The sequence below is a fragment of the Chitinophaga cymbidii genome, from assembly GCF_007992715.1.
In the GTDB taxonomy this organism is placed as follows: Bacteria; Bacteroidota; Bacteroidia; order Chitinophagales; family Chitinophagaceae; genus Chitinophaga; species Chitinophaga cymbidii.
Genome location: NZ_BKAU01000001.1, coordinates 1,172,501 through 1,184,115, shown reverse-complemented (window position 1 = coordinate 1,184,115; position 11,615 = coordinate 1,172,501). Strand labels below are relative to the sequence as shown.

Here is an 11,615-nt window from a genome sequence, read left to right as displayed (position 1 = left end):
AATGCGGGTGAAGCGGGAAGATGTTTTTCGGCGGGAGTGGCGTTGATGTTTTGAAATGCTTGTCTGTAAAGGGTTTGAGGGGGATTTTTGTTGTTCAGGTTGGGAGGCCGGAGCAGGATGGAGCAGGATGCCGGACGTCAAAAAAGCCGCTCTTTTTGTCTGCGTAAACAAAAAGAACGGCTTGTAAATGACGTTATGATAGGCATTGCCGCTGCCGGTTATAAGAATGGTTACCGGCTGATCCTGTATACGCCTTTTTCTTCTTCCGTAAATGTCACATGCGCTGCTGTGCCGATCACGTCCAGCACTTCCCGCAGGGTCGGGTGGTCGAAGGTGCCGGTGTAGGTAAGCGTTAGTATGGAAGGATCGTCCACGATGAAACGGACGGAGAAGTATTCTTCCACGGTGCTGAGGGTGTTGTTCAGGGGGATGTTGGAAAAATGCAGCCGGTTTTCTTTCCATGCCATAAAATTGGGATCGCCGTCCTGTATCCGCCGGGGCTCTCTGTTCTGCAGGATGGCGGCGTTGCCGGCGGTGAGCACCAGGGGATCTTTATGGCCCTGCTGTCCGGAGAAGGCTACCTTACCGGTGACTACGTTCAGCTGAATGGTCTTGTGCTCATATGCCTTGATCACGAATGAGGTGCCGAGCACCTGCGTCCGGGAAGCGCCGGCGGAAACGATGAAGGGGTTGGCGGCATCCGGCACTACATCAAAGAATGCTTCGCCTTCCAGCTCCACTTTCCGGTGACTGGCTGCAAAACCCTTCTGGTAGCTGATCTGGCTGTTGCGGTTCAGGAATACGCGGCTTCCGTCAGGCAGGGTGATCTCCTTTTTGTCCGCTTCCGCGGTGATAACGGTCGCGCCGCCACCGGAAAACAGGGTAAAGGCAAGTCCCGCTACGGCGATGATCGCCACGGCGGCAGCCGCGAGGCGCCACCAGCTTTTGCGGGCCGTGGCCGTGCGCATGGGAATGACCTGTGCGTCCATTTTTTGCCGGAACCGTTGCCAGTTGAGCATTACATCCGGTTCGGGCGCATCGGGGGCTTCCCCGGCCAGGTCCCAGGTTTCGCGCAGCGCGTCGTAATATTCCCGGTTGGCTTCATCCGCCTGCAGCCAGGCTTCCAGCTCCGCGCGCTCCGCGGCGGTGATCTCCCCTTCTATTTCACGGGCTATCAGGGCGTCTATGTGATCGTTGTTGAACATGCTCTGAGTAATTTATAGCTACCTGCTACTCCAGGTATTCTTTTAGTGATACGCGCAATTTCTTTAACGCGGTAGTCATCTGGTTCTCGACTGTTTTTACTGATATCCGGAGCGCCTGCGCAATTTCCTTATAGCTCATCTCTTCGTACCTGCTCATGATGAATACGGCCCGGCATTTGTCAGGCAGCTGATCGATGGCGGACTGGATGCGGGCCTTCGTTTCCTTCAGGTGCACCGCGGGGCCGGAAACGGACAGCGCTTCCTGGTCCGGGCCGATCTCCTTTGGCGCCCCGCCGCGCCGTTTGTTCTTGTCGATATGGTCCAGGGCCATATTCACGGCGGCACGGTGCAGGTAGGCTTTAAAGTAGACCTCATTGAGCTGGTCCCGGCGGTTCCATATCTTGATGAACACCTCCTGGGCCAGGTCTTCCGCCGTGGCCATATCCTGCACGAGACGGTAAATGGCCTTGCATACCAGCGGGAAATAGGTTTTAAAGAGCGTCTCCATAAACTGGCGCTCATCTTCCTGCAGCAAATTTTGTAACCGTGCATTTTCGGGCATGGTGCAAAAATAACCTTTACTGGCGGTTATGGTTGCTGTGGGGGGTGACAGTATTCCGGTAGCTTTCATTACGGTGTTGATTCCTATAGCTTGATGAGCTTTCCCGATCCGTTGACCTGTGCGTTCACGGTGCCGGGCGTTCCTTTGTATCTGATATTTCCGCTGCCGTTGATCGTGGCATCGAGGAGGCTGAGCACCCAGATGCGCTGCTCGCCGGAGCCGCTGATCCGGATGCGGGCTTCGTCCGCCTGCAGACCGAGCGCATCAATATCGCCGCTGCCGTTCACTTCCGCGCTGTAGTCACCCGCCTTTCCTTCCAGCTGTATGTTGCCGGAGCCGTTCACGATCATGCGTATTTCATTGGCGTCCAGCTTCAGGCGCGCATCCGCGCTGCCATTGATCTCATAGCTGAAAAGCGTGGAGGCTATGGTGTCGTTGACGGTCAGGGAGCCGGAGCCGGAGAAGATGATCCGGCGGTATTGTTCGTTCTGCACATATACATGGATCGGGCGGAAGCTCTTCAGGTTCACGCCGTTGCGGATCTTTACGTGAAGGGTGGTGCCGTTCACGAAGGTTTCCACCAGGCGCATCACATTGTCTTCCGCTTCCAGCACTACGGGGATGCGCTGGTCCTGTTTCAGATGAACTTCCAGCGGGCCTTCCAGTACGAGGTCCTCAAACCGCACTACCGGCCGGTCTTCTGTGATAATACGGCCAGAGCCGTGAACGTTCTCGCGGCTGCAGCTGCTGAGTATCAGGCCGAAAATAGCGAGCAGGCAAAGCAGCAGGCCCAGTCCGAGCCCGCTGTTGGTAACCATGAATGTTTGTTTAGTTGTCAGTTTCATTGGGTAAATCTTTTTTAGGGCAAGCCACAATGGGTGACTTTCCAATATGACGGAAAAAGAAAAGGGCACCCCCAAGGGGAACCCATCAATTTTTTCGGCAACTTTTTCCGCCTAAGCCGGTCATGCCTTCACCAGGTAAACTACCGGCTTATGAATATGCTTCCCACGCCGGAACGAATACGGGACACACAAAATTGGTAGCTGCAAGCGGCACTGCTCAAAAAACGCCCAAACAAAAGCCGGACCCGGCAAGCGGTGGCCCCGCTCCGCTCAAACCGCCCCAAAACAAAAAGCCGGATCCCGCAGAAGCGGGACCCGGCTTGATTAACCCCTATGAAAACCAACTATTGCGCTAACTTGATTTCGCCGAGATCGGTGGCTTTACCGTCCTCAACTTTCACGTCGGTGATAGTTGCGTCCTGGAACGGTTCTTTAGCATCAACGATCACGGTGTAAGTACCGGCTTTTGCATCAGTGAAGGAAAATGCACCTTCAGCGATCGCAGTTTTCAATGTGTCTGTTCCGGAAACAGCCCATGCTTCAGTTGCTCCATCAGCAGGAACTACTTTACCGGAGATAGAACCGCCTTCGAATCCTTTGAAGGCAAATGCGCCGAAAGCTACGGCCGCCAATGCAAACAGGCTTAATTTTGCTCTTTTCATAGCATACAATTTTAAAAGGTTTAAATAAAAAAAGAATGGTTCAAGTAAAGGTTTTCAGAATAGTTTATAATTTTTAAGGTTTTATCTGTCTGGATTTTCGGAACCGCATCTGAACCCTTTTGATCCTTTATCCGGCTTCAGATAGAAATTTGCAATTACCGTGCCTATAACACGTTTGTGTTACGTTTTAACAATTCTTTAAAGAATCTTTAACATTCAACCCTCAAATTGGCCCCTGAAATCCATTTTTCGTATATCCGTAGATGTTGTAAAAGGGCGTTGGATGATGAAACAGGACTTTTTCCCGCAGCGGGCTGTAGGAACCAATACTATGCCAAACTAACAGCTGTAATCCTTTGGCGGGTGGTGGAATGGGCCACAGGAGAGGGTTTCAGGATATTTTGGAAAAGTCTACAAGGTTTGTGTACTTTTGTTTCCCGTTTCGAGCAGGAAGTTATCCGGTGATTTCATAATTTTACAGACTATAAAGAATACGTAAATGTCCAATAATACATCAATCCAACAGATAGAGGATGTCGTAATAAAATTCGCAGGAGATAGTGGAGACGGGATGCAGTTAACGGGTACGCAGTTTTCCAACAATACCGCCCTGATAGGCAATGACCTGAGTACTTTCCCTGATTTCCCGGCCGAGATCCGCGCCCCGCAAGGTACTTTGCCCGGCGTGAGCGGCTTCCAGCTTCACTTCTCATCCAACCGCATCTTCACCCCCGGCGACGCCTGCGACGTGCTGGTAGCGATGAACGCCGCCGCTCTCAAGGCCAACCTGAAAGGGCTGAAGAAAGGCGGTATCATCATTGCCAATACGGACGGTTTCGATTCCAAGAACCTCCGCCTGGCCAACTATCCGGAAGGGATCAACCCGCTGGAAGACGGCTCCCTGACCGATTACCAGCTGCATACCATGGACGTGACCAAGATGACCCGTGAGGCGCTGAAAGAGATCAACATGGGCATGAAGGAAAAGGACCGTGCCAAGAACATGTTCGTGCTCGGCTTCCTGTACTGGCTGTACGACCGGGACATGGCCAGCACCGAGAACTTCCTCCGGGAGAAATTCGGCAAGAAGCAGGAGATACTGGACAGTAACCTGAAAGCCCTGCATGCCGGCTATAATTTCGCGGACACGGTAGAGGCGTTCTCCACCCGCTTCAAGGTTGAGAAGGCCCGCATGGAGCCCGGCACCTACCGCAGCATCACCGGCAATACCGCCCTGGCATACGGCCTGATCGCCGCTTCCCAGAAGGCGGACCTGCCGATCTTCCTCGGTACCTATCCCATTACGCCGGCGTCAGACATCCTGCATGAGCTGAGCCGCCACAAGAATTTCGGCATCCGCACCTTCCAGGCGGAAGACGAGATCGCGGGCATCGCCTCCGCCATCGGCGCCTCCTACGGCGGCCACATGGGAGCGACCACTACCTCCGGTCCCGGTATGGCGCTGAAAAGCGAAGCCATGGGCCTGGCGGTCATGCTCGAGATACCATTATTAATAATAGACATCCAGCGCGGCGGCCCCTCTACCGGCCTGCCCACCAAAACGGAGCAATCAGACCTTTTGCAGGCGTACTACGGCCGCAACGGGGAGTGCCCGATGCCGATCGTTTCCGCATCCACGCCCTCCGATTGCTTTGACGGCATCTTTGAAGCCTTCCGCATGGCGGTCAACCATATGACGCCCGTTATCTTCCTGAGCGACGGGTATATTGCCAACGGCGCGGAGCCGTGGCGCTTCCCGAAAAGCGAAGACCTGCCGGCCATCCCCGTAAAATTCAAGAAAGGGCTGGAAGAAGGCGAGGAACACTTCCTGCCGTATGAGCGGGACGAAAACCTGGTACGCCCCTGGGCCGTGCCGGGCACACCGGGACTGGAGCACCGCATCGGCGGGCTGGAAAAGCAGAATATCACCGGCAACGTCAGCTACGATCCCGAGAACCACCAGCTGATGGTGAAGATCCGCCAGGAGAAAGTAGACAAGATCGCAGATCATATACCCGCGCAGAAAATAGAGGTAGGTCCCGAAACCGGGAAAGTGCTGGTGCTGGGATGGGGTTCCACCTACGGCGCCATTAAAAGCGCGGTGCTGGAACTGGTAGCGGAAGGCCATGCCGTAGCGCATGCGCACCTGCGCCACCTGCGCCCCTTCCCGAAGAACCTCGCCGGGATCCTTCACAGCTATGATAAAGTGCTGATCCCCGAGATCAACAACGGCCAGCTGATCAGGATCATCCGCGACCAGTTCCTCATTCCCGCGGAGGGCTATAACAAGATCATGGGCGTGCCTATCACGAAAGGAGAGCTGGTAGCCCGGATCAGGGAAATGCTTTAATATCGTTTTGAAATATATCAATGACGGAATGTGGCTGTCCGCATTTCCGTCATTTGTTTTTCGTATATTGATATACGTAAGCCATGTCCCGCATCTGCAAACCATACGCGGCCATACGGACCTTCCTGCTGCTTTTATGCGGATGGGTCCCTCTCTTGACAGCCCTCGGGGCGGCGGGACAAACCCGTATTTACGACATCCGCTATGGGAACAATGCCATCGGCACGCTGGAAACGAAGCAGGAAACCACCGGCAGCACCCGCCGGATCACCCTGAAAAGCCGCGTGCAGATGAAGCTGCTGTCCCGCATGGAAGTGGACATCTTTGCGGAATACCGCCACAACGTGCTGCACGCCGCCAAAGCCACGCGCCTCCAGGGAAAATCTTCCGCTGACAGTAAAGAAACCTCCACCGAAAAATCAGCGAACGGCTACACCGTTATCCGCAAGGGCGAACGCAGCATCCTGCACCATGCCCGGATCACCTATTGCGTCAGCGACCTTTACTTTACCGAACCGCGGGAGATCAGACAGGTGTATTCAGAAACGCTGGGCGTTCTCCTTCCCCTGAAGCTGGCGGCGGACAAACGTTACGAGCTGACGATGCCCGACGGGAAAAGGAGCTATTACCGGTATGAAAAGGGGAAGCTGAAGGAGGTGGAGATATCCCATGCCCTCGGCAAAGCGTTCTTCACGGCCCGCGAGGGGGCGTAATATTTTTCTGCAGCGGCGGCTCGCCCGCGCCCGCAAAAATAATGGTAATGCCAGCTTCCTTACGCGGTTTGCCGCGGGCGCAAAAAAAAAATGGCGCCGGATCACAGCGCCATTTGTATTATAATTCCTTCTCAATGATCTGCCCCGTCTTTTTATCCTTCAGGATCAGCTTGGTAGCGCCGTAATGCGTCGTTTCCTCCTTGATGAGATAATGTTGATCATCATAACTGGTCAATGCCTTTTCATTGCTGACGCCTTCCTGTCCGCGCCAGATGGGCAATTCCACCGGCTCCCAGAGTTTGGATTTGGCGGACCTGTACGCAGCGTCCAGCACGGCGTTCACCACGTAGCCGTCATAAAAGGTTTCGGCGGCCTCGCGGCCTTCTTCCATGGCGTTGAACATATCCGCGAACATGTGATTGTAGCCCAGTTCGTTCAGCTCGTCGCCTACAGGGAACAGCCAGCCGGTGGTGGTTTCCGCTTTCTCGGCCACATAATCCGCGCCCTTGCCGGTGGTGAACATGTCGAAACCCGTGCGCAGGAAGCTGTTGAGCCAGATGGTGCCTTCGGAGCCCATCACCTCGTCCCGCAGATCGAGACCGCCGCGGAAGGTCCAGCTCACTTCAAACTGCCCGATGGCGCCATTCTCATATTTAACAAGACCAATGGCATGATCTTCCGCATCGATCGGTTTTACCTGTGTGTCGGCCCAGCACATCACTTCCACCGGCCGGATATCTTTCCCGATGAAGTTCCGCGCGATCTCCACGCAATGACAGCCGAGGTCCAGGATGCAACCGCCGCCGGCCTGTTCCTTGTCCCAGAACCATTCGCTATGCGGACCAGGATGCGTTTCCCGGGATTTGGCCCAGAGGATGCGGCCGAGCGCGCCGCTTTTCACGCTCTGCAGGGCTTTGAGGAATTTGGGCGTATACACCAGGTCTTCCAGGTACCCGTTGAAGATACCGGCCTGCTCCACGGCTTCCATCATACGTTTGGCTTCCTCCGCGTTCCTGCCGAGCGGCTTGGTGCACATCACGGCTTTACCCGCCTTGCAGCAGGCCAGCACAGCGGCTTCATGGAGATTGTTGGGCAGGGAGATGCAAACCATGTCCACATCCGGATGATTGACCGCTTCTTCCATATTGGTGGTCCAGTGATCGCATTTATAATCCTGCGCAAATTTTTTCGCGCTTTCCTCCCGGCGGGAGTAGATGCTCACGATCTTGTCCCGGCTTCTTTGCCCCTGAAGGGAATCTGCATAAAATCGCCCGATGAACCCGGAGCCAAGCATTGCAATTTTTGCCATATAGATTGATGTTTTTTTTCAGACAGGTTTTTTATCGCGGAAGGCCAGCACGAAGTACAGCATCACGGCGGCGGCGATGTATACCGGCACCATCCAGATGGGCTGCCATTGCCGGATGCCGTTCTCGGTATAAAAATCGGCCACATAACCCGAAAACAGTGTGCCGATCACCATGCCCACGCCGTAGGTGGCGAAGGTGAACAGGCCCTGCGCGGCGCTTTTGATCTTTTCGCCCGCCCTGTTTTCCGTATACATGTATCCCGTTACAAAAAAGAAATCGTAGCAGACGCCATGCAGGATGATGCCGGCATAGAGCATCCAGATGTTGGCGCCGCTGTCCCCATACGCAAAAAGGATATACCGCAGCACCCAGGCCGTCATCCCCAGCAGCAGCATGTTCTTCACGCCAATGCGGCGCAGCAGCAGGGGAATGGCGAGGATGAAGATGGCTTCGGAGGCTTGTCCGTATATCATTTTTCCCGCCGCGTTCTCCATGCCGGCCTCGTTCAGGAAGAGGTTGGCGAGCCCGTAGTAGAAGCTGAGGGGGATGCAGATCAGTATTGCTGAAATAAAGAAAACGAGATAAGAGCGGTTCCGGAACAGCACGAATGCTTCGGTGCCCATGGCGGACGTTTCGCTCTTTCCTTTCGGCGGCGTGTCCGGCAACATGAAGCTGTATATGCCAAGCGCCACGGATGCCGCGGCGGCGATGTAAAAGGTGTTGGCGGTTTTTTCGATGAGCAGGTAGCCGATCAGCAGGCCGGACACGATCCAGCCCACCGTTCCGAACATCCGCACCAGGGGGAACTGCTTGCCGGGGTCGCTCATCTGCCCGAAGGCCACGCTGTTGCTCAGCGCGATGGTGGGCATATAAAGCAGGGAATAGAACAGCACCAGCGCAATGAAAACGTAGATGTCCGACGTTTGCGTGGCGAGGTACAGCGTGGCGGCGCCCACGAGGTGCAGCACGCCCATGACCTTCTGCGCGGAAAAATAGCGGTCCGCGATCATGCCTACAAAAAAGGGCGATATCATCGTGGCAATGGCCAGCGCCATGTAGGCGTAGCCCACTTCCTTGCCGGATGCGTTCAGATTGGTGACCATATAGGTGTTCATGGTCACATACCATGCTCCCCAGATAAAATACTCGAGGAACATCATGAAAGACAGATGAAGACGGGTGTTGCTATTCACGTGGAAAGGGTTTACTGCTTTCCAAGATAATGAAAAACGATCAGGCTTTCACCAGTTGTTTATAGTATTTGCAGATGGGCCGGAGGCCGCATTCCCCGCATTTGGGGTTCCGCGCCAGGCAGATATAGCGTCCGTGCAGGATCAGCCAGTGGTGGGCGATATGCACCTTTTCTTCGGGAATGTATTTGAGGAGCTGCTGCTCTGTTTGCAGCGGCGTTTTGGCGTTGACGGTGAGCCCCAGCCGCGCGGATACACGGAACACATGCGTGTCTACCGCCATATTGGGTTGCTGGTAGATAACGCTGGTGATCACATTGGCGGTCTTGCGGCCGACGCCGGGCAGCTTGATCAGCTCCGGTACGCTGGAGGGTATTTCGCCGTTGAAGTCGTCCATCACCATGTTGGCCATGCCAATGAGGTGCTTTGTTTTGTTGTTGGGATAGCTGATGCTGCGGATCAGCGGGAAAAGGTCGTCAAACGTGGCTTTGCTGAGCGCCTCCACGTCCGGGTACTGCGCAAAGATGGCGGGCGTGGTCATGTTCACCCGTTTGTCCGTGCATTGGGCGGACAGGATCACGGCTACCAGCAGCTGGTAAGGATTGTCGTAAAGAAGTTCGGTTTCTGCATTGGGGGCGTGCTGCTCGAAATAATCGATCACGTACTGGAATCGCTCTTTCCTGGTCATGCCTGCAAAATAGTAAAACTAGTGCTCTTCTTTTACGCTTTGGGCATAATCAAAAATAGCGATGAGTGTGCTGGTGCGGGGGGCGTACTGCACGGTATCCAGTGCCTGCAGGGTAAAAAGGTTTTGCTGGCGTTCTTCCCTGGCCAATTCAGTGTTCTCTTGCATAGTCGTCGTCTTTTTGCCTTCCGGGTTCGTCACAGTACAGTTAACAGTAGAAAAAGGGAGTGTAGAATTGCTCATGCGATTGTTAGTTTTTTAATGGAATTTGTTTATCAAGATCAACACATACATAACGGAGAATGACGGAACGGTATTGTTAATTTAAAGCTTTTTTTTAGAAAGCGCAATTTTTTAACAAAATGTTGACGGGGTTATATTGTTGATAATCAGTTGATTAGTCTTTATTGGGAGTAGGGTCGGGGATGATGAACAGGTCTTCATCGTCTTTCTTCATGCGGTATTTTTCCCGGGCGAATTTTTCCAGCTTTTCGGGGCTGGACAGCAGTTCGTACTGGTCCTGGCGGGTGCGTGCTATTTCTTTTTTGTAGAAGGTTTTCTGTGCTTCCTGTTCCTTTACTTCGGAGTACAGCTGGTATTGGGTGAAAACATTATTGCGGTCCAGGAACAGCAGCCATATCACGAAGGCAGCGCCGCTCACTACATATTTGTTGCGCAGGATGGCGGGTATTCTGAATTTCTTCATGCGATGGCTTTTTAAAGATCCGGGTACTGAACGGAGGTTCAGCACCCGGAATGATTTGAATATTGACCACTGTAAAAAATAACCTTGTTACTTCTTACCAAATTTAACGGAATTTCCCGGATAATATGCGCTGCTGTCCAGCAGTTCTTCGATACGGATCAGCTGGTTGTATTTCGCCATGCGGTCTGTACGGCTGGCGGAGCCGGTTTTGATCTGGCCGCAGTTCAACGCTACCGCGAGGTCCGCGATGGTGGTATCTTCTGTTTCACCAGAGCGGTGGCTCATGATGGAAGTATAACCGGCTTTGTGGGCCATGCTTACGGCATTGATGGTTTCGGTCACCGTACCGATCTGGTTTACTTTCACCAGGATGCTGTTGGCAATGTTCTGGTCGATGCCCTGTTTCAGGCGTTTTACGTTCGTCACGAACAGGTCGTCACCCACGAGCTGTACTTTGGCGCCGATGGCGTCTGTCAGTTTTTTCCAGCCGTTCCAGTCGTCTTCAGCCATGCCGTCCTCGATGGAAACGATGGGATATTTGTTCACCCACTCCGTCCAGTAAGCTACCATTTCATCGCTAGTGATGATCTTCTGGGAGCTTTTATAGAATTTGTAGGAGTTGGTCTTTTCGTCGTACATCTCGCTGCTGGCGGCATCCAGGGCGATATTGATCTGGGAGCCGGCTTTGTATCCCGCTGCTTCGATGGCCTGCAGCACGGTTTCGATGGCTTCTTCATTGCTCTGGATCTCCGGAGCGAAACCGCCTTCGTCACCTACGTTGGTGCTGTATCCTTTCTTTTTGAGAACGGATTTCAGGTGGTGGAACACTTCCACACCCCAGCGGAGCCCTTCGGAGAAGGAGGTAGCGCCGTTCGGAACGATCATGAACTCCTGGAAGTCGATTTTATTATCCGCATGCGCACCGCCGTTCACGATGTTCATCAGGGGAATGGGGAGCGTGGTGGCGTTTACGCCGCCGAGGTAGCGGAACAGGGGCAGGCCGAAGGCTTCTGCTGCTGCTTTGGCTACTGCCATGCTCACGGCGAGGGTGGCGTTGGCGCCCAGTTTGCCTTTATTTTCAGTACCATCCAGATCGATCAGGAGCTTGTCTACGCCCGCCTGGTCGCTGATATCCCAGCCGATCAGCTCATCAGCAATAACTTCGTTTACATTGGTTACTGCTTTGATCACGCCTTTTCCGAGGTATGCGCCTTTGTCGCCATCACGCAGCTCAACGGCTTCGTGCTTGCCTGTGGAAGCGCCTGAGGGCACTGCGGCCCGGCCTACGTGGCCATCTTCCGTGGTTACGTCTACTTCCACCGTCGGATTGCCACGGCTGTCTAAAATCTGTCTGGCATGGATCTCTGAAATGATACTCATGGGTAAA

Annotated in this window: 12 protein-coding genes; 2 read left to right on the top strand and 10 right to left on the bottom strand. The window is 54.0% G+C overall.

The annotated features are described in order from the left end of the window. Positions 1-230: 230 nt before the first annotated feature. The 4 genes from CCY01nite_RS04625 to CCY01nite_RS04610 all read right to left on the bottom strand — a co-directional run bounded on the left by CCY01nite_RS04625 (position 231) and on the right by CCY01nite_RS04610 (position 3,274). Positions 231-1,205, bottom strand: coding sequence for a FecR domain-containing protein (locus CCY01nite_RS04625; RefSeq protein ID WP_146858247.1), 975 nt, complete (start codon positions 1,203-1,205; stop codon positions 231-233). A gap of 25 nt (positions 1,206-1,230) precedes the next feature. Beyond that, on the bottom strand, positions 1,231-1,767 hold the full coding sequence (locus CCY01nite_RS04620) for an RNA polymerase sigma factor (RefSeq protein ID WP_186830903.1): 537 nt from the start codon (positions 1,765-1,767) through the stop codon (positions 1,231-1,233). Between the two features lie 83 nt (positions 1,768-1,850). Beyond that, the gene (locus CCY01nite_RS04615) at positions 1,851-2,612 is read right to left on the bottom strand and encodes a head GIN domain-containing protein (RefSeq protein ID WP_146858243.1); all 762 of its coding nucleotides are present in this window, start codon (positions 2,610-2,612) and stop codon (positions 1,851-1,853) included. Positions 2,613-2,956: 344 nt separating this feature from the next. Further along, positions 2,957-3,274, bottom strand: coding sequence for a carboxypeptidase-like regulatory domain-containing protein (locus tag CCY01nite_RS04610; protein ID WP_146858241.1), 318 nt, complete (start codon positions 3,272-3,274; stop codon positions 2,957-2,959). 499 nt (positions 3,275-3,773) lie between these two features. Here CCY01nite_RS04610 and CCY01nite_RS04605 point away from each other — a divergent pair, with 499 nt between their 5' ends. Continuing rightward, a complete protein-coding gene (locus CCY01nite_RS04605; protein ID WP_146858239.1) occupies positions 3,774-5,624 on the top strand; it encodes a 2-oxoacid:acceptor oxidoreductase subunit alpha in 1,851 nt (616 codons plus the stop codon). Positions 5,625-5,707: 83 nt separating this feature from the next. Next, positions 5,708-6,337 (top strand): DUF6134 family protein, encoded by a 630-nt coding sequence (locus CCY01nite_RS04600; protein WP_146858237.1) that lies wholly within the window; start codon positions 5,708-5,710, stop codon positions 6,335-6,337. A gap of 118 nt (positions 6,338-6,455) precedes the next feature. Here the strand turns inward: CCY01nite_RS04600 and CCY01nite_RS04595 are convergent, their stop codons facing one another. The 6 genes from CCY01nite_RS04595 to eno all read right to left on the bottom strand — a co-directional run bounded on the left by CCY01nite_RS04595 (position 6,456) and on the right by eno (position 11,608). Further along, positions 6,456-7,646, bottom strand: a complete 1,191-nt coding sequence (locus CCY01nite_RS04595; protein ID WP_146858235.1) for a Gfo/Idh/MocA family protein — start codon at positions 7,644-7,646, stop codon at positions 6,456-6,458. Positions 7,647-7,664: 18 nt separating this feature from the next. Continuing rightward, the gene (locus CCY01nite_RS04590; protein WP_146858233.1) at positions 7,665-8,840 is read right to left on the bottom strand and encodes a nucleoside permease; all 1,176 of its coding nucleotides are present in this window, start codon (positions 8,838-8,840) and stop codon (positions 7,665-7,667) included. A gap of 40 nt (positions 8,841-8,880) precedes the next feature. Continuing rightward, entirely contained in the window at positions 8,881-9,525 is a 645-nt protein-coding gene (nth, locus tag CCY01nite_RS04585) for an endonuclease III (protein ID WP_146858231.1), read from the bottom strand. 18 nt (positions 9,526-9,543) lie between these two features. Next, positions 9,544-9,690 carry a hypothetical protein gene (locus tag CCY01nite_RS26560; protein WP_186830902.1) on the bottom strand — a complete coding sequence of 49 codons (147 nt, stop codon included), beginning with the start codon at positions 9,688-9,690 and terminating at the stop codon, positions 9,544-9,546. A gap of 229 nt (positions 9,691-9,919) precedes the next feature. Next, a complete protein-coding gene (locus CCY01nite_RS04580; protein ID WP_146858229.1) occupies positions 9,920-10,228 on the bottom strand; it encodes an FtsB family cell division protein in 309 nt (102 codons plus the stop codon). Positions 10,229-10,315: 87 nt separating this feature from the next. After that, positions 10,316-11,608, bottom strand: coding sequence for a phosphopyruvate hydratase (gene eno, locus CCY01nite_RS04575; RefSeq protein WP_146858227.1), 1,293 nt, complete (start codon positions 11,606-11,608; stop codon positions 10,316-10,318). Positions 11,609-11,615: the final 7 nt, after the last annotated feature.